The following is an 18708-nucleotide window of genomic DNA, read 5'->3' as shown; positions in this document are numbered from 1 at the left end:
GTGTCTCTAGCGGGTTAATATTCTTTGCAAAATGGCTCGATGGAAAAACTCGCCTTATAAATCGTAAGTGGATGTGCTATACTTAGTAGGAGTGACTTCCCAATTAGGGGTAGTGGCATTTATCATTTCTAATTGAAGTACCTGGTTCCGGTTGATTTTTGATAATAATTTGTGATACTATGATAGTGTAACTTTTTTGTTTATATGTTTTACTTAGCTTCTTCCATAAAATATATACATTCGGCATGCAAACTAGAAACTAATGCTTATAGGTATATTTAATTGGTTTCAAAGCCTTGAAGGCTTTGAACTAATCTTATGGTGTATAACACTGTTTTTTTCCTTCTTCTTTATTCTTCAAACGATCGTTTCGTTTTTTACCGGTGGAGATCACGGAGATCTTGATTTGGATGGCGATGGTGATTTCGGGCACCAGTTTTTTACCATTAAAAACCTGATCGCTTTCTTTACCATGTTTGGCTGGGCGGGACTAGCAGCCTATAAAGCAAACCTTAGTAACAGTGTTGTATTGGTTATTGCTCTTCTTGCAGGATGTATCATGGTATACATTATGTTCTTGCTAATGAAGAATACATCCAGGCTTAAGCACAATGGAACGTTACAAATGAAGAATGCTATTGATAAAGTAGGTGAAACCTATTTACGCATTCCTGCACAGAGAGGTGGTATTGGCAAAGTGCAAGTACAGGTACAAGGGCGTTTTATGGAGCTGGATGCTATGACCGATGATGAAACTGATATCGCTACTGGAAAGCCTATTCGGGTTGTCAATATTCTTAATAATCAAATTCTATTAGTTACTTCAAATCTTGTTGCCTAATCTAAAACAATCAAAACTATGGCTGGTTATGTTCTCATTGCCATTGCAGTGGCAGTGGTCTTTATTTTCATTTTAGTTTTTTCTCTTTTTAGTCGTTACAAACGTTGTCCTTCTGACAAAATATTAGTAGTGTATGGTAAAGTAGGTAGTAACGCAGAGGGAAATCTCAGTGCAAAATGTATTCATGGCGGTGCGGCCTTTATTTGGCCTATTATACAGGATTATTCTTTCCTGGATCTAACTCCCATGTCTATTGTCGTTAACCTTACCAATGCACTTAGCAAGCAAAATATTCGTGTAGATGTGCCTTCTAAATTTACAGTGGGTATTTCAACAGAGCCTGGTATCATGGAGAATGCGGCTGAACGTTTATTAGGTTTGCAGCAACAGGATATCCATTCTTTGGCCAACGATATAATTCTAGGTCAGATGCGTTTGGTGGTAGCTATGATGGATATTGAAGAAATCAATAACAACCGTGATAAGTTTTTAACAAACGTAGCTACTAACGTTGAGGCAGAACTGAAAAAGATTGGCTTAAAGCTAATTAATGTAAATATTACGGATATTAAAGATGAAAGCGGTTACATTGAAGCGTTGGGTAAAGAAGCAGCTGCTAAAGCTATAAACGAAGCCAAGAAGAGTGTGGCTGAGCAAGAGCGCATTGGTGAAGTAGGTAAGACGGATGCAGAACGCTCTCGCGATATCAGTATCCAGGAAACACTAAAAGAGCGTGATGTGCGAATTACGCAAACACAGCGCGATAGAGATACAGAAATTGCATTAGCAACGAAAGATAAAGAGGTCTTAATCGCAGCTGCTAAACGTGATGAGCAAATTGGTAAGGTAGAGGCGGAAAGAGACACTCGTATTAAAACGGCAGAAGCCAACGCCGTGGCCATGCAAGGCGAAAACCAGGCTAAGATCCAGATTGCCAATTCAGATGCTGAAAGAAGGGAGAAAGAAGCCGAGGCATTAAAGCGTGCAACTGCAGCAGAAAAAGTGCAATCGGCTAAAGCATTGGAGGAAGCCTATCTAGCAGAAAAGAAAGCAGAAGAAGCTCGCGCTGATAGAGAGCGTGCTTACCAGAATGCCAATATTGTGGTTTCCGCAGAGATTGAAAAACAAAAGGCCATTATTGAAGCGCAAGCAGAAGCTGAGCGTATTCGTGAAAAAGCCAAGGGTGAGGCCGATGCTATTTATGCAAAGCTGGAAGCTGAAGCACGGGGTATGTATGAGATCTTAACTAAGCAAGCTCAAGGTTTGGATCAGATCGTTAAAGCGGCTGGTAATAACCCTAAAGATGCAGTGTTGTTATTGATCTCAGATAAACTGCCAGAGCTGGTGAAAATGCAAACTGAAGCTATTAAGAATATTAAGATCGATAAGGTTACTGTTTGGGAAAATGGTGGACAAAATGGAGATGGTAAAAGCTCAACAGCCAGCTTTGTATCTGGCCTCTATAAAGCGGTGCCACCATTAAAAGACATCTTTAATATGGCGGGAATGGATTTACCTAACTATTTAGGAAAGGATCAAGGGGGAGAAAAGTCAGATACGTCACCAGTAGACCTTTTGCAATAAAAAAGCAATAACTAAAAAGAGCCTTTAAAGGCTCTTTTTTATTCTGATAACTTGAACGACTTCAACTTATTTGATTATTGTATAGCTAAAATCTTCAATAATATTAGCTAATAAAGGATAGTTTCCGGAAGGTGCATAAACAATACTGGCCTTAATTTCTACTTGCTTGTTGATAAGGGCTTTGTAGACTGTATTAGGATCTTTTACTTTCTGCACATCACCGTAGATCCTGATTTCATCCGTGATCACATCATCTGCAAGTTCATCTGTTGCTGTAAATTTTACCTTGTAAGGAAGCTTGAGAACCATGGCATCTTTAATGGGCTTCTCTGTTATGGGGTGTATCAATGTTTTTAAGATGACTGTTCCTGTTAGTGTGTTTTTGCCAAATTGCAATGTTTTTTGAGCCTGACCATGTACAAAAAAAGTAATGGTAATTAGTAGGGCAGTAAAGAGAGCTTTCATTAGTTTGGATTTGTGGTTTGTATTGCAATATAGCTGGAAAAAGCTTTTGTATAAATAAGAAGCACTCCAAGTGGAGTGCTTCTTATTTATAAACTTGTTTTCTCTTTTAAATGCGACGCTAATTCCTTATTTGGAAGTACGTTGTAGTACATAAAAGTTGAAATCCGTTCTACCACTCAGGATTGATACCTGTATAATTTTGTGGCGTTATACGCTTTAATTCTTTTTTCAAAGTAGCATTAACTTTTAAACTTTCAATAAAGCGATGCATGCTTTCTTTGGTGATCTTATTATTGCCGCGCGTTAGGTCTTTTAAAGCTTCATAAGGATTTGGATAATTTTCCCGGCGTAAGATGGTTTGAATAGCTTCAGCCACAACTGCCCAATTATCTTCCAGATCTTGTTCAATCTTAGCTTGGTTCAACACCAATTTGCCCAAACCTTTTTCAATGGCTTTAATAGCCAGAACACTATGCGCCATTGGTGAACCAATATTGCGAAGTACCGTAGAATCTGTCAGGTCGCGCTGCAGGCGAGAAACCGGCAGTTTAGCGGCTAAGTGTTCATAAATAGCATTGGCAATGCCCAGGTTTCCTTCTGCATTCTCAAAATCAATGGGGTTTACTTTATGTGGCATGGCTGATGAACCTACTTCACCTTTCTTTACTTTTTGCTTAAAGTAATCCATGGAGATATAGGTCCAGACGTCCCGACAGAAGTCGATAAGGATATTGTTGATACGTTTGATGCAGTCGAAATGGGCGGCCAGATTATCATAGTGTTCAATCTGGGTTGTGAACTGTGAGCGCTGCAAGCCCAATACGTCTTCTACAAATTGATTTGCCAGGGTAATCCAATCCTTTTTAGGGAAGGCAATAAAGTGGGCATTAAAATTACCTGTTGCCCCACCAAATTTTGCAGAGTTTGGAATCATAATCAGCTGGTCTACCTGACCTTGAATACGCTCTACAAACACCATGATTTCTTTACCCAAGCGGGTAGGAGAGGCCGGCTGTCCGTGTGTACGTGCCAGCATGGGAATGTCCTTCCATTGTGTAGCTAGTAAGCGTAGTTGTGTGGTAAGATTCAGAAGCGCAGGGATATATTCAAACTCTAGCACTTGTTTCCACAATAAAGGAATAGCTGTATTGTTAACATCTTGAGAGGTTAATCCAAAATGCACCCACTCTTTAGCATCGGCAGCGCCTGCTTTCTCCAATGCTCCTTTGATAAAGTATTCAACGGCTTTTACGTCGTGGTTGGTGATGCTTTCTGTTTTCTTGATCTCTTGCGCATCTTCCAGGCTAAAATTTTCCTTTATTTCATTCAGTTGCTTTACTGCCTTTGCAGGGAGTTTAAAAAAACCTTTGCTAGCCAGGAAGAACAGGTATTCAATTTCTACCAATACACGGTATTTAATAAGGGCAAACTCCGAAAAATACTCGTCTAGGTGATGTACTTGTTTGCGGTAACGTCCGTCAATAGCCGAGATGGCTGTTAGTGAATGCAGTTCCATAAAAATGTATTAGCAGATATTAAAAGCGGCGATGACTTTAAACAAAAGATCAATAATTAATCAGTGTTAAAACTTCAAATCCTTTTTAAACCGCGTAATCTGTGGTTATCTTTGCGGCCAAAAGTAAAGCATTTGAGGAAGATTAAAGTAGCAGCGGTTAACTACCTGAATACAAAGCCGTTGTTGTATGGTTTCCGTAACCATGAAGTGAGTAAGCAAATAGAATTGGTAGAAGCGTATCCAGCCCAAGTGGCAGAATGGTTGATCAATGATGAAGTAGATGTGGCTTTAGTACCTGTAGCGGTTATTCCAAAACTGAAAGAGCATCATATAATTTCGGAGTATGGTATTGGTTGTGAGGGTGCAGTTGCTTCTGTTTGTTTGTTTAGTGAAGTACCTATTGAGCAAGTGGAAAAGGTATATCTGGACTACCAGTCTCGTACATCGGTACAGTTAGCCAAAGTGCTCTTAAAGGAGTACTGGAAAAGTAAAGCAGAATTGATTGAAGCGCCAGGTGAAACATATCGGAATGAGATCAAGGGCACTACAGCGGGTTTGGTTATAGGTGACAGAGCATTACAACAGCGTTTGAAATCTAAGTATATCTATGATTTAGGTGAAGCGTGGGAAGCTTATACAGGCTTGCCTTTCTTGTTTGCAGCATGGGTAAGTAATAAATCTTTACCAATAGAATTTATCAGGGCTTTTAATGAGGCGAATGCAATAGGCTTACTGAATATTGATACAGTGGTGGCTGAGAACCCTTACGATGTATATGACCTGAAGACCTACTATACAGAGAATATCAGTTATACGTTGGATTTACCAAAGAAGCAGGCCTTGCAGTTATTTTTAAGCAAGTTAACAGCTCAATAAGAATTATAAGCGAATCCAGTTAGAAGGGCAGAGGTCCTGTGTGTCCTTGGGCCCTTCATTAAACCATTGCTTGGGAGCAATGACTATTTTGTCTGGGTTTTCATTCAGCCGGGCTCCCCACCAGCTAAAACTACTGTTGGCAATGATGTTGTGTTTACATTGGCTCATCAGGTACAAGTCTTCAAAATGGGTTTTAGAATAAGTACCTGAAACAATAGTAACGCTATCCAATTGCAGGTTCTCTTTTACCCAAGCACCATCATCTGAAAAGATAAAAAACTGTGGGTTTGAAAGCTTTTGTTTGATAAGCGTGATAGCTCGTTGGTAGTAGTCGAAGGGTAAAATACCATGATATCGTAGCGTTTCCTCATCCTTATAATCACCACGCCGGATATGTAAAGCAACGGAGGGTTGCGTTGGTAAATACTTGCCAAAAGTTCTCACGTCCTTTACTAATTCGTCTTTAAAGCCAAACTCTTGTCTTATAATTGGTTGAATAGGCTGAAAATAGCGCTCGCTTTGAAAAAAGCCTTGCAGGTATACTTTGCTGCCTAAATGGTAAAAATGTGGATCAAAGTGAAAGAAAGGTTGTTTGTAAAACTTTCTCCTTTTATATGGTGTTAAGCGGGATTGGATTCGTTGAAGCGTTCCTTTTGCCTTAAGTTCTTCTATTTCTTCACTACTGGCAACTGTTGCCTTTATGCCTAGTTCATTTAAATCAAAATTGCGCAACTGGTAATCCTGAAAGCCTGTTACATCCAGCTTTACTTCTGTCCTTCTGATTTCTGCTAAACATCTAGCCGCAGCGTATTGAAATAGCTGGTTCCCTAATCCTCCTATAACTCTAATAATGATCATAACGCGCCGACTAATTCATGTAGTTTTTGGGTGTTAGGCTTTGTCTCCTTTTATTACAAGCAAAACTTAAACATCATCTAATTTGTTTTTGTAATTCGGATGCTATCGTTTTCTACATTAATTAAAGCATCTGGCCAGTGTTGTTTTACATAATGGCTTAATGCTTCAATAGTGGGGTAATCATTTTCGCCGATAAACAAACGTGCATCATCAATTATAATGACATGTGGTATTGGTGATTGAAAAATGGCATCTAATTCTTCATAAACGGGGCATTCCTTTGATCCTAGTGCTGTTTTTCCTCCGGAGTAATGACCATCCAGCCAAAAAAGGGCAGGTTCTTTTAATTGTAGTACCAGTTCGTTCAGCTTTTCAGCACTGTCACCTAGTACTAAGTGTACATTTTTGGTATTACTAAACCGTTGTTTTGCTTTGTTGTGATAGAATTCACTTAGTTCAATAGAATAGATCTCTTTAAAGAACGGTTGCATAGCATAAACCATATCACCTAAATAGGTGCCCGTTTCAATTAAAGTGTGGATGTGATACTGGTTGGCAAAATGACGTAATACCTTTTGTTTTGCTAAGTGAGAGGGAGGAAAACCGAGTCCTTGGGCCTCCCATGTCTCATGCTCTTTTTGAAAATAGCTCTCATACATCTTTCTTTCCAAAGAAGACGGTAAGAGTTTTCCAAGCTGCCGCCAATGATTTTTCATGATTATGACTTTTTAAACCAGAAACAGCCACAACCATATTGTTGCTGTTTCACTAAATTAGGATCAGCATTTTCGATTATGCCTCCGGCGTCTGGTATTAAAGTAAATTCTTTTAAAGTTAATGGAGCAAAATATTCCATGATCTGCTCAAAACTATAGATGCGGTGGGCGTTGTATTCTACTTTTGGTTGGCCAACTGGAGTAACAAATAAAAGATCCCCTCCTTGTTTTACAACCCTTTTTAATTCCGCAATAGCTTTTAAATCGCCATCTCCATCAATAACATCTCCATAACGACCTAAACCAATGTGTTCAATGGTATGCATGCAAGAAAGGCTTTCAATTGAGTCGTCTTCAAATGGTAGCTTATTTAGATCTGCTGAGCCTGATGTATAGTTAGAAAGATGAATGTCTGCTGGCCTATAGTCATAAAAGCGAATTGGCAAAACTGCCGACATAATGGTTCCAAAATACAGTTTTGAGGAAATGTCAACATGTTCTGATGGCTTGATTTGCATGAGCTTGCGAGCTGCCCAAGCGGGATGATAAGTGTAATGTTGATCGAAAGGGGTCGTACTAAGCTTATCTTTTAAGCAAGGATAGGCATCTTTGTAATTAACGGAAAAGCGCTTTCCGGTTTGTGAGCGAAACTTAGAAAACTCGCCTAAGTATTCAAAAAAACGGAAAACCTTTTTAGGAAATCGAATCAGTATATCTTTTGCTAATTGTATAAAATAACTCTTGAGGTACATTGCGTCAAAGATATAACTATGGCCAATTGTACTAACAAGGAAAAGAGATGTTATAGCAGTTTTTTACCTTGAATTAACCTAATTCCTCTATTTGGATAAAAGAGGAATTAGGTTAATGCTTTACTTACTCTTTTTGACTGCCTGAGTTCTTTCTAGAGTGAGTTTTGCCAGTTGTTGTGCATCTGGTGTTAGCTTAAAGCCAAATATGGCCAAAATCATCAGGACGCCAAAAACACTACTTCTCAAAATGATTCCCGCCCAACCATGCATATCTGCAAACAGATAATTACAAATAAAGTACAAGCCAATAGCTATTATCAAGGAATAAAAGGTTCTCCATGTAAATGGCTGCATAGAGAATTTCTTCTGGATAAAATATAGACGTAAGGAATTGTATATGGTAAAGGAGACAAGATTTGCAATAGCGGAACCATTTATGCCAATATTCTTTACTAAAATATAGTTTAGAGGAATGGTGAAAATCAGTAAAACAATACTAGTTAGCACGTCGAACTTCCATAAGCGTGAGGTAGCTATAATTTGGCTATTTACTCCTGTGCCTGCGTCAATTATTTTACTAATACCTAAAATGAGAATAACTGTTTTTCCTGCTTCGTAGTCAGCATTAATGTTTAATAAACTGAAAAAGTCGTCAATATTCAGCCAAATGATAAAAAAGATAAGTAGTGATAACAATAATAAATTGATACTGCTGCGTGTATAAATACGCCGTATTTCAGAATAGTTTTTCTCTCGCCAAGAGGCTGCTAAAACAGGAATAGTAGCTGCTATTATACTTCGTTGTGGTACCTGTATGGTGTTGGTTATAAAAGTAGCTAAAGTGTAAACGCCAGCATCAGCAAGGCCCTTGGGGCTTAGACCTGCAATGAAAATACTGTCAATATATTGAGCAATGGTAGTAATAAGTTGACTACCATAAATAAACATCATATAAGGGACAATTCTTCCAGAAAGCCGTCTACTTACTGTGCTGACTTTAAAGTGAAAGGGCAGTTTTGTTGATTTTCGCAAACTAAATAGGAGTATCAACGCTACTATAACAAAGCTTAAAGTAAACAGTTTGACAAACAGGTCGAATTGGATCCATTGAAAAAGAAAAAAAACAATAAGGAGCGATTGGAAAACCCGCACCCCAGTTTCTCGTAAAAGACTGGAGGTGACACTTTTATGATTGTACCAGGCAAAGCTTTCTAATAATGTAAACATTAAAAGTCCAAATGTGTAGGGGAGTATCCAATAGAAGTAATCTACCAGTAATGGTGACCTGGCTGAAAATTTTCGGATAATTAAAGGCTGAAAAGCAACAGAAACAATGGCTACTAGTAAAAAGCCAAATAAGGAAATCGTAAAACTCCAGGCAAACTGGTCGTTTTCTTCATTACGCAAGTGTGCCTTATAATAGGGAAAAAAGCGGTAAATGTAGCTAAGTACTCCAAGCGTAGCAAAAGTAGCAAAGGTGGCGCCAATATCAGTTATCAATCGGGTTAAGCCATACTGTTCGGGGGTAAAAGTGCCCTCTTTTATGAAAAAGTAAGTGTTGATAAATCCAATAAGGAAGCCTATATAAGTAACGATCGAGGAAAAAATAGCTTGTTTTCTTATTTGTCCCATTCTTTTTCTTTAAAAGCATCATTTATCTTAATGCTTTGCATCTACACAGTTATCGAAAATATTGTTTAATTTAATTAAGCTGCCTTATCGAAGCAATTAACGAAATTATAGTCTAATTTTTATGTTTCGATTTAAAACAATTATTTAGTTACAACAAATAACATATCAGTATAATTGTTTATAATTGGGCCGCCTTAATTTTATTATCAAGACATCTAACTGCTTAATGAACATGTTAAAAAGAGTCCCACTCTTATTTGCCATTCTTTATTTTTTTCTATCTATTCCGGGAAAGAGCCAGGTTAACTTAAATCTGGGATTGGTAGCATCCTATCCATTTAATGGAAATGCTAATGATGCTAGTGGGAATAATCATCATGGAACATTGGTAAATGGTATAACACTAACTGCAGATCGGTTTGGAAATGCAAATAGTGCTTATCATTTTGATGGAATAGATGATTATATAAAAATTGCAGATGATGGGGCATTCTCTACTCCTCAATTTAGCATGGTCGTATGGTTTCAATCTGAGTCTAACGCACTCCAGAATTTGATTGCTAAGCGTGATTACGCTACACTGGCAGGGACAGGCGGTGCACAATATCAAATGTTCATAAATTACCCTCCTTATCCAGGTATTGGTTCAAATATAGTAGGCAATAACTCTACATGTAACAGCATTACCACTTCGAGTTATTTAAATACAGGCAATAATGTTTGTAGCAATAAATGGATTTGTTGTGTGATTACATTCGATGGCAGTAGACACAAAATGTATATTAATGGTGAACTGAAAAGAGATGAATTGACTGGTTTTACGGGTTTGTTATCCTGTAAATCGGAGCTACGTTTTGGAAATTGGTTCCAGGCAGAGCTTATAACTTTCAAAGGTGTTATGGATGATATACGGTGGTATAACCGTGCATTGAACAAAGAGGAAGTTGACGCATTGTTTGACGGCTTTCCTTCAACGAATCCCGTTTTAAAAGTTACGGATGTTAGTGTGCCCTGTGGTGGTGGATCTGCAGATTTAACATTACCAACTGTAACGGCTGGAAGTGATGCTGGATTAAGTTACACTTATTGGAGGGACGCTGCTGCAACGCAAAGTGTTTCAACGCCAACTTCCATTACTACTGCTGGAACTTATTATATAAAGGCAAATGCTGGAATTAATTGTTCTGTCATCAAACCAGTTTCGGTTAATTTTAATGCTGCTTCTGATCCTGATTTTGTTTTTGAGCAAAACCTCTGTAATACTAAGTCTGTAACATTTAAGCATGATCTTAAAAATGTAAAATCAGCAGTCTGGACTTTTGGTGATGGTGCTTCTGCAAATGGATCTATTGCCAATCACGCGTATGCAAAAGACGGAACTTATAAAGTTGAGCTTTCTGTGGAGTTTTTGAATGGTTGTAAAGGCGTTGCTTCCAAATTAATACCTATACAATCTCTTTTAAACAATAACCTAGTAAGTACAACTAACACGACCATATGTTTGGGCGATTCAATTGAGTTAATGGCTACTTCAGAAGGGTTAGGGTTTTGCTGGCAGCCTCAGTCTTCAATGGTAAATGTAAACACCTTACGCCCCAAAGTGGCTCCAGACAAGAATACTACCTATTATCTCTATTCAAAAGTGCAAGGTACAAATCTAGTGACCAATGGAGACTTTTCTTTAGGAAATACAGGCTTTTCTTCTCAATATACTGAAGCTTTTCCTAATAAGTTGGAAGCTCAATATTGGGTAGATAACAATTCTAAGGCATGGAATATAAATTTTAATGACTGTAAGGAGCATACTTCCGGAAATGGAAAAATGATGATGGTTAATGGATCATCTATTTCAGGAGCTAAAGTATGGTCACAAACAGTTTCAGTTCTTCCTAATACAAACTATTCTTTTTCAGTTTGGATTCAATCTTTGGCGGCATTGAATCCAGCACGTCTAAAGTTCTCCATAAATAATAATGTTTTAGGAGATGATATAATTGCTGGAAATACTGCGTGCGAATGGAAACAATACTATACCGTTTGGAACTCTGGGAACGCTACCTCAGCAATAATCACCATAGTAAATAATAATACAATTTCTGATGGTAATGATTTTGCCATTGATGATATTTCTTTTTCTAAAGTTGATTTCAACTATGATTCAGTTATTATTAATGTGGCCTCCCGTCCAAATGTAAAAGTTGGAAATGATATGTCAGTTTGTGAAGGCCAGTCTGTGCAGTTAGGAGCGAGCGGCGCTACAGTTTATTCATGGTCGCCGGCAACTAGTGTTTCTGATGCTACTATTGCAAATCCAACAGCAACGCCAACAACTAAAACCCAATACATTGTTTCTGGATATGATGTGCCAGGTTGTGTAGGGAAAGACACAGTTACAGTTGATGTTTTAAAAACGCCGAGTTTAATTATAACAAACCCTAAAGCATGTATTCCTAATACAATAGATTTAACAGACGCTTCTATTACTACAGGAAGTGATGCTGGTCTTAGCTATTCATACTGGAATGATGCCGCAGGTTCAATTTCTATTCCTTTAAGCCAAGCTAAAGCTATAAATGCCAGCGGGGCGTATTATATAAGTGCAACAAATTCTTTTGGTTGTTCTAGAACAAAGGCAGTAATTGTTTCACTTGATTCGAAGCCTCAATTAAAAGTTGTCGATCCTCAAGCCATTTGTGCTCCCTCTACGATAGACTTAAGTTCTACGTTTACATCTTCAACTACTGGTTTAACGATTACCTATTGGAAGGATGCGGCAACATCAATTTCATTGAGTAAAGCAGATGCTGCATCTATTGCAAATTCAGGGCAGTACTATATAAAAGTAGAAAATGGAGCTTGTTCTGTGGTAGAACCTGTACAGGTTACTATTAAATCACAACCCGTTTTAATGGTTTCTAATCCCTTGCCAGTTTGCGAGCCTTATTTTGTTGATCTAACAGATCCATCATTAAAAACGGGTTCAGATCCAAGTTTGAGTTACAATTATTATTTAAATAACACACAGACTTTGCCATTGGCAAATCCTAAATCGGTAGGGTCTGGTATTTACTATATTAAAGCTACGGGAACTAATGGTTGTACTTCCGAAAAACCAATTAATGTAACAGTAAAACCGAAACCCAGTTTTTCACTCTTTCCTTTAGAAAAGGATATATGTAAAGAAGATGCCATTTTGATGAATGCTGACGGTGGTGAGTTGTATGAATGGTTTACAAAGAGTAACTCCGAAATTGTTTCAATAAGTCAGCAGTATTCTTATAAACCCGCAATCACAGACTCTATTTTTGTTGTGATTACATCTTCTACTTGCCAGCTAAAAGATACACTCGGTGGATTAATCAGAGTAAAAGACTTACCAAATGTTACAGTTTTAAAATCGAATGATATTGATTGCCAAAGAACAACCGCTCAATTAAAGGTATCCGGAGGAGTTTCTTATCAGTGGTCGCCGAATACATTTATAGATAATAATTTAAGTTCTAATCCTATAGTTAATCCTTTAGAAGATACATGGTATAAAGTAAAGGTTGCAGATGCAAACAGCTGTATAAAGGAAGATTCCGTATTGGTTCATTCAAATTTAGCAACTGGTGGAGGAAAATTCTTTGTCCCCAATGCGTTTTCGCCTAATGGAGACGGCAAAAATGACTGCTTTGGTGTCACCTACTGGTCATTTGTAAAAGATTTTGAATTAACGGTTTTTGATAGGTGGGGTAAAAGGGTATTCTATACCAAGGAATCGGGTCATTGTTGGGATGGAACTTTTAATGGAAAGATGCAGCCACTTGGAACTTATATTTATCAAATCAAAGCAACATCATCTTGCAGTGAAGGCCCTATCTATATAAAGGGACATATAAATCTAATTAAGTAATAATAAAGGCTTTGATCTCTAACATCAAAGCCTTTATTATTAGTTTATAAACTGTAAAGGAGTGTTTTAATAATATAGTCTAGCGTTTAGGGTTTTAATATATAAAAGCGTTTCTTTTGAAATGGGTTTTCTTTGTTCATTATGTTTGATTTGTTGTATCTCACGGAAGCCTTTTAGTAAACCTTTTAAATGAAACCCTGTTTCCTTGAGGTAAAATAAGGACCACATAGCAGCGGTTGAATAGAAGTAAAACTTCGGTAGGTAGCGCCAGGCAACTTTGCTTTTATTCACCCACATCATTCTTAATTTGTCACTTTTGGGTTTTCGGCCTAAAGGAGACTCTTTGTGTAGCATAATGACCTTATCTGAATATACTATGCTATAACCTGCATCTAAAATCCGGTAGCTCATGTCATATTCTTCCATCCCATAAAAAAAGTCTTCCGGATAGAGTCCTACTTTATCTATTACGGTTCGTTTTATGGCATGAGCACCACCTGCATAATAATAAGTTTCAAAAAAAGCCAGATCCTTATACTCTTCGAAACGTTTATGAGGCAGGGCGTTCTTCTGCATTGTTAGTGTATCATAATACAATACTTTGAACGAGATGATTGCTTTATGACGTGCAGTTTCCGGTTGCTCAAATTCTGTAACAAGCTGTACAAGACAATCTTTGTTTTGTAAAACTGCATCGTCATCTAGCATGATTAAGATAGGAGCTGTACTTTGTTGGATAGCATAATTTCGGCCTTTTGCTACTCCTAAATTGATTTCTGAGTAAATATATTTTATTGGTAATTGCTGTTGTGTATTGATATATTGGTTAACTGCTGAATAATCGGCTGTTGAAGCATTATTGACGATAATGATTTCCTGCAGGAGATCTGTGGCTTTATCTAAACCAGCAATATTCTTCAACAGCTCCAGCATGTCATCTGGCCTATTATAGGTAATCAGTATAAAAGCTAAAGGTTTCAAGGATTGATTTTTACTTGATCAAATAATTGTCGGTAAGCCTGGTTGAACTTTTGTATTGAAAAATGGCTTTCAGCATACTGACTATTGTTTTCAGCCATAGTTTTTAAAAGTTCATTGTTTTTAGCCAAGGTTAAAATGTAATTGACTCCTTCTGTTATTATTTTTTGTTCATCGTCTACATCTGTAAAGAGAAAGCCATTTACTTCAGGCTTTATATGGTAGGGGATGTCTCCCACAGGTGTTGATAAAATAGCACAAGCGTTCGCCATGGCTTCAATTATAACCATAGGAAAACCTTCTGTTGATGATGTTAAAAGTAAGATAGTAGCTTGTTGATATATTCTATTTATTACAGTAGCTTCTTTTTGCTCTCCATAAAAAATAATAAATGGATATTTTGGGGGCTCAACAAATTCCGCTACATCACCCATAATCTCAAAAACTATACTTTGATTTTGCTTGTGTACACCAGTAGCAATGTCAGTGAACAGGTGCAATCGTTTTTCGGAACTTCCTCTGCCACTAAATAAAACTCTTATCGGATTAAAAGGCTTTCTTTGGATATCTATAGGATTAAATTTTACTGCATTTGAGATATAGACTATGCGTTCTTTAAAATAGGAAGGAATTTTCATTCGTTCATAAAGTGCAAAATGATCTTCAATGCGCTTCTTACTTATCATCACTGTCTTGCAATAGAAGGGAATAAACGGAATACGTATATAAGAAAAAGAATTCAGCGAATGAATGAGTTCAATTTGAGGAACAGTCTTTTTTACCCATGGCGAGATCTTGTATCCAAAATTGCATTGACCATTAAATACAATTGGTTTGGCTTTTTGACGATTGATATATCCTGTAATTATACCTCTAAATATGATGTTGTTGAAGTATTGGAATTTGTTGTCAGTAAATATTGATATGTCTTTTATTGTACACTGCGTTTCTTGGAAGAGTGCGTAAAAAGTATCGTTTTGAGATTTCCTTGTAAAGAAAATGATGCAGTTTTTGTTGCCGCAGGCTTTAGCTATTTGAGCATGGACTTTTTCAGCGCCACCGGTATGATAAAACGGGAAAAAGAAATATATCTCATACTCTTTCTCTAAAGGTGAAAAATAGCTGATTATTCTACCCAGTAGGATAAAAGGAAACATCAAAATGTTTTCCATTACACGTTTTATCAGAAGCAACCTGTACATCTACTTAATCAATTTGGCTTTTATCTCTTTTAGCTTGGCTTTAATGTAGTCCAAATACATGGTGACATTAATGAGGCGATCATAGTTTGTTAAGCGTGCGTTCTTTTTACGTTGTTCTAGGTATGTTCTTTTTGTATAATAGTTGATCCAGAAAGGATTGTTTTTGCGTAGGTACATGCCTGTAGCTGAAGCCGGGTGAGTACGATAAAGTAGTACATCATTTTGCAGCTTATCTATCCAATAACCATCAGAGAGAATATTTAGCCAAAGGGGATAATCCTCAACGGCAAAACCGTAATTCTGATGCGCTGTTTCGTAACCATAACTTTTTGTAATGGCTGTTCGCATCATAACAGATGAGTGAGCAATACAATTTTCAAATATCATTGCATTTTTTATAGCCTGGCGGCTAACTTTCTCTCGATCTAGTGGCCATACACCTGTTTCTTCATCATTGGAATTGATGAATTTTATTTTACCCGCAATTACTGCAGTATCAGGATGTTTATCCAACCATTCTTTTTGCAATGACGTTCTATCGGGTAAACAAATATCATCGGCGTGCATAACAGCCACATAGGGTGTTTGAACTAACGATAAACCTGTATTCATGGCCGCTACTACACCTTTATTTCGTTCGTGCTTGTGATAAAGGATCCTGTGGTCATTAAAGGATTGTATGATCTCACTACTGTTGTCAGTTGAACAATCGTCAATAATTATTAATACAAGGTCTGGAAAAGTTTGCCCTAGAACACTCTGAATGGCTTTTCTTAGAAACTTGCCACCATTATAAACCGGCAGTATATAACTAACTGCCGGTTCCATAATTGGGGGCTATTAAATTTTGAGTATAATTACATATTTGACAAAAGTTGTCCATTTTAACTCACTTTAGGATTGGGTTTGCGGTTTTTCCACTCCATAAATATGCCTGAGGCCAAAAGCAATATCATCAAAATGGAGAAAATGCTAGTAATCTTATGGCCCATAAGATAGGCAGGTGGTTCAAAGCTAAACCGGATATTATGTTTGCCTGCAGGTATTGTGATTCCCCTTAACACATAGTTTACTTTGGCAATTGGCGTTTCCTTATCATCAATATAGGCTTTCCAGCCTGCATCGTAGAAGATCTCACTGAATACGCCAAATCCATTGCTAGAACTATTTGACTCGTAAGTAATTACATCATTATCATTTTTGAGGAGATTAATTGTTCCATCTCCAGCAAATGTTGTTGGCGTATTTCCAACACGGCTTTTGTATTGCTCTTGAATAACAGCTGTGTCTTTAGGATTAAAGTTGTCCAGTGCATTCATCTCTTCCATTGGGGAAGGAACGTAGCGGATATTTTTTACAAACCAAGCAGCTCCCATGGCACTGTCATTACGCTGATAGTTTTGTGTTAAGCCATTAGCGTCTTTTTGAATCAGGTACTTTGTATTGAGCATATTCAGTACAGGTAAATTCAATTGCTGCTTTGATAGCTGTTTCTCGATCAGATCCTGATAAATGCGAAGCTTTACGGCGTGATAGCCACCTATTGAATTATAGTGGTAAGAGGTGATGTTTTCCGTGAAAGCATTACCGGCCACATTAAACACCCGGTAGTAAGATTTGTCTGCCAGAATGGTTTCATCTATCTGGGTCTTTTGGAAAGCACTTTCATTTTCAGTAGGCTCCTGATAATTATCGGCATTTAAATATTTTGAATCGATTGGCATCAAATCAATTAAACCTAAAACTGCAAAACCTGCAAAGGCCATTACTGGTTTAATGCTCTTTTTAAGCAATAAATAGATCAACCCAAAAGCAACCGCCATAAAGCCTAGTGAACGGAAAATATCACCTAACATCAATGATTTCCGATCTTCTTTTAAACCGTCAAAGAAAGTATGTAAGTACTGCGATATTTGGGGCTGGTTAGAAGCAGCAACTTGCTTCAATATTTCTTTGTCATTGTTGCTTAAAAAGTCAAATGACATATAAAGCAATAAAGCAAGTACTACAATTGCCCCCGTAGCAATTAACCCTTTCTTAATGTTCAGCCATAACTCTTTCTGATTTTCAGTGAAAGCAATTTTCTCCAGGGATAGTACAGCTAATACTGGTAATAGCAATTGCGGTATGACCAGTATCATAGAGGGCGCTCTGAACTTATTATATAATGGCAGTACATTGTACAGTACTGTATTGAAACTTTCAAAGAATTTTCCCCATGACATCAATATAGATAGAACAATAGCCGTAAATATCCACCATTTATGCTTGCTGTCTAAAACAAACATACCTAGAATGGCTAAAAAGCAAACTATGGCACCAACGTAAGGAGGACCAGATGTATATCCGATACCGCCCCAATAAAAGGTTAACGGTAATTGTTGCTGTAACTGTGGTGGTAGGCTTTGAATGGCTTCAACGGCTTTTGAATCTTCTGCTTTTTCATTTTTATCACTGCTGCCACCATACATACGAGGAAACAGCATTACAAGGGGCTCAGCTTTTTCCATGCTGTAATCAAAAGCATAATCTTTAGCTAACCCAGTTTCAGCATCTCCTTTTTCCGCTTTTACTAAATCGGAGTGGCCGCCACGGATGGTTTCTTTTTGATACTCATAGGTAGAGAATATAGTAACAGCATTAACTAATACGCCAATGATACCGGCAACCAGGGTAAAGCTTAACGCCTTAAGCAAATGCCCCATTTCTTTTTGACGAATCCATCTAACAATAAAAAATATGGTCATAATGGCTACCACTAAAAAGAAATAGTAGTCTATCTGGGGATGGTTCATGGCTAATAACACCGATGTAAATAAAGCGGTTAGCCCTGCGCCAATCCAATATTTTCGATCATAAATGAGGAGTATACTTCCTAATAATGCAGGCATATAAGCAATCGACCACATCTTGGTTTCGTGTCCTACAGCTATAATGATAGGATTATAAGTTGCATACGCAAACGATAAGGCCCCGAAAATGGATAAATAAGGATTTATGCGAATGGCCTGGCATAAGAAATAAAAGCAGATACATGCCAGAAAGAAAAACTGAATGGGCTTAGGTAAGCCTAATGTTAAGATGGCATGCGTATACCAGGGAATGTGGTTGTTAGCAGGATATCCTATTTGAAAAGCCGGCATACCGCTGAAGAGCGCATTGGTCCATAAAGGGTACTGACCATGCGTTTCTTTGTATTCAATTGATTGCTGAATAGATCCTTTCCAGTGGGTAACATCTGATTGGTTTACTACTTCACCTTGTAAAGCGGGTTTACAATAAATGACAGCAACAACCAAAAACACAACAAAAGCAATTAAATGGGGGAGTAGTTTTTGAAACAACCCTTTGTTCATATACCGGTTTTTTAGATAGCTGACAAAATAAGACTAT

Annotated in this window: 14 protein-coding genes; 4 read left to right on the top strand and 10 right to left on the bottom strand. The window is 37.5% G+C overall.

The annotated features are described in order from the left end of the window. Positions 1-262 precede the first annotated feature (262 nt). Complete coding sequence (locus SY85_RS05695; RefSeq protein WP_066402320.1) at positions 263-841, top strand: hypothetical protein; 579 nt, start codon at positions 263-265, stop codon at positions 839-841. A gap of 18 nt (positions 842-859) precedes the next feature. After that, the gene (locus tag SY85_RS05690) at positions 860-2425 is read left to right on the top strand and encodes a flotillin family protein (protein WP_066402319.1); all 1566 of its coding nucleotides are present in this window, start codon (positions 860-862) and stop codon (positions 2423-2425) included. 66 nt (positions 2426-2491) lie between these two features. Here SY85_RS05690 and SY85_RS05685 read toward each other — a convergent pair whose 3' ends face one another. Both SY85_RS05685 and purB read right to left on the bottom strand, forming a co-directional pair. After that, positions 2492-2890 carry a hypothetical protein gene (locus SY85_RS05685; protein WP_066402317.1) on the bottom strand — a complete coding sequence of 133 codons (399 nt, stop codon included), beginning with the start codon at positions 2888-2890 and terminating at the stop codon, positions 2492-2494. A gap of 169 nt (positions 2891-3059) precedes the next feature. Next, positions 3060-4406 (bottom strand): adenylosuccinate lyase, encoded by a 1347-nt coding sequence (gene purB / locus SY85_RS05680; protein ID WP_066402314.1) that lies wholly within the window; start codon positions 4404-4406, stop codon positions 3060-3062. A 132-nt stretch (positions 4407-4538) separates the two neighbouring features. Here purB and SY85_RS05675 point away from each other — a divergent pair, with 132 nt between their 5' ends. After that, on the top strand, positions 4539-5282 hold the full coding sequence (locus SY85_RS05675; RefSeq protein ID WP_066409407.1) for a menaquinone biosynthetic enzyme MqnA/MqnD family protein: 744 nt from the start codon (positions 4539-4541) through the stop codon (positions 5280-5282). A gap of 3 nt (positions 5283-5285) precedes the next feature. On the opposite strand, the gene SY85_RS05670 is transcribed toward SY85_RS05675, so the two are convergent. The 4 genes from SY85_RS05670 to SY85_RS05655 all read right to left on the bottom strand — a co-directional run bounded on the left by SY85_RS05670 (position 5286) and on the right by SY85_RS05655 (position 9240). Beyond that, positions 5286-6140, bottom strand: a complete 855-nt coding sequence (locus SY85_RS05670) for an alpha-1,2-fucosyltransferase (RefSeq protein WP_066402310.1) — start codon at positions 6138-6140, stop codon at positions 5286-5288. 77 nt (positions 6141-6217) lie between these two features. Beyond that, positions 6218-6856 (bottom strand): hypothetical protein, encoded by a 639-nt coding sequence (locus tag SY85_RS05665; protein WP_066402308.1) that lies wholly within the window; start codon positions 6854-6856, stop codon positions 6218-6220. Positions 6857-6858: 2 nt separating this feature from the next. Next, on the bottom strand, positions 6859-7608 hold the full coding sequence (locus SY85_RS05660) for a DUF268 domain-containing protein (RefSeq protein WP_066402306.1): 750 nt from the start codon (positions 7606-7608) through the stop codon (positions 6859-6861). A gap of 120 nt (positions 7609-7728) precedes the next feature. Continuing rightward, positions 7729-9240, bottom strand: coding sequence for a lipopolysaccharide biosynthesis protein (locus SY85_RS05655; RefSeq protein ID WP_066402304.1), 1512 nt, complete (start codon positions 9238-9240; stop codon positions 7729-7731). A 232-nt stretch (positions 9241-9472) separates the two neighbouring features. On the opposite strand from SY85_RS05655, the gene SY85_RS05650 reads away from it, so the two are divergent. Further along, positions 9473-13135 carry a T9SS type B sorting domain-containing protein gene (locus SY85_RS05650; protein WP_158512937.1) on the top strand — a complete coding sequence of 1221 codons (3663 nt, stop codon included), beginning with the start codon at positions 9473-9475 and terminating at the stop codon, positions 13133-13135. A 66-nt stretch (positions 13136-13201) separates the two neighbouring features. Here the strand turns inward: SY85_RS05650 and SY85_RS05645 are convergent, their stop codons facing one another. The 4 genes from SY85_RS05645 to SY85_RS05630 are packed head-to-tail and all read right to left on the bottom strand — an operon-like array spanning position 13202 to position 18671. After that, complete coding sequence (locus SY85_RS05645) at positions 13202-14116, bottom strand: glycosyltransferase family 2 protein (protein WP_066402300.1); 915 nt, start codon at positions 14114-14116, stop codon at positions 13202-13204. Beyond that, entirely contained in the window at positions 14113-15285 is a 1173-nt protein-coding gene (locus SY85_RS05640; protein WP_158512936.1) for a glycosyltransferase family 4 protein, read from the bottom strand. Before SY85_RS05640 ends, SY85_RS05645 begins: the two co-directional genes overlap by 4 nt. Before the next feature lie 30 nt (positions 15286-15315). Then, entirely contained in the window at positions 15316-16143 is an 828-nt protein-coding gene (locus SY85_RS05635; protein WP_066402296.1) for a glycosyltransferase, read from the bottom strand. Positions 16144-16199: 56 nt separating this feature from the next. Further along, positions 16200-18671, bottom strand: a complete 2472-nt coding sequence (locus SY85_RS05630; RefSeq protein WP_066402294.1) for a YfhO family protein — start codon at positions 18669-18671, stop codon at positions 16200-16202. Between the last annotated feature and the right edge of the window lie 37 nt (positions 18672-18708).

This window comes from Flavisolibacter tropicus (assembly GCF_001644645.1).
GTDB lineage: Bacteria > Bacteroidota > Bacteroidia > Chitinophagales > Chitinophagaceae > Flavisolibacter > Flavisolibacter tropicus.
Note: the sequence above shows the minus strand (reverse complement) of the source record. Positions and strands in the feature narration are given on the sequence as shown.

Excerpts from the sequence above, each read along its gene's own strand:
- SY85_RS05690 (WP_066402319.1), top strand. The coding sequence starts at position 860 with ATGGCTGGTTATGTTCTCATTGCCATTGCAGTGGCAGTGGTCTTTATT.
- purB (WP_066402314.1), bottom strand. The coding sequence starts at position 4,406 with ATGGAACTGCATTCACTAACAGCCATCTCGGCTATTGACGGACGTTAC.
- SY85_RS05695 (WP_066402320.1), top strand. The coding sequence starts at position 263 with ATGCTTATAGGTATATTTAATTGGTTTCAAAGCCTTGAAGGCTTTGAA.
- SY85_RS05660 (WP_066402306.1), bottom strand. The coding sequence starts at position 7,608 with ATGTACCTCAAGAGTTATTTTATACAATTAGCAAAAGATATACTGATT.
- SY85_RS05685 (WP_066402317.1), bottom strand. The coding sequence starts at position 2,890 with ATGAAAGCTCTCTTTACTGCCCTACTAATTACCATTACTTTTTTTGTA.
- SY85_RS05640 (WP_158512936.1), bottom strand. The coding sequence starts at position 15,285 with ATGGAAAACATTTTGATGTTTCCTTTTATCCTACTGGGTAGAATAATC.
- SY85_RS05665 (WP_066402308.1), bottom strand. The coding sequence starts at position 6,856 with ATGAAAAATCATTGGCGGCAGCTTGGAAAACTCTTACCGTCTTCTTTG.
- SY85_RS05655 (WP_066402304.1), bottom strand. The coding sequence starts at position 9,240 with ATGGGACAAATAAGAAAACAAGCTATTTTTTCCTCGATCGTTACTTAT.
- SY85_RS05635 (WP_066402296.1), bottom strand. The coding sequence starts at position 16,143 with ATGGAACCGGCAGTTAGTTATATACTGCCGGTTTATAATGGTGGCAAG.
- SY85_RS05670 (WP_066402310.1), bottom strand. The coding sequence starts at position 6,140 with ATGATCATTATTAGAGTTATAGGAGGATTAGGGAACCAGCTATTTCAA.
- SY85_RS05650 (WP_158512937.1), top strand. The coding sequence starts at position 9,473 with ATGTTAAAAAGAGTCCCACTCTTATTTGCCATTCTTTATTTTTTTCTA.
- SY85_RS05630 (WP_066402294.1), bottom strand. The coding sequence starts at position 18,671 with ATGAACAAAGGGTTGTTTCAAAAACTACTCCCCCATTTAATTGCTTTT.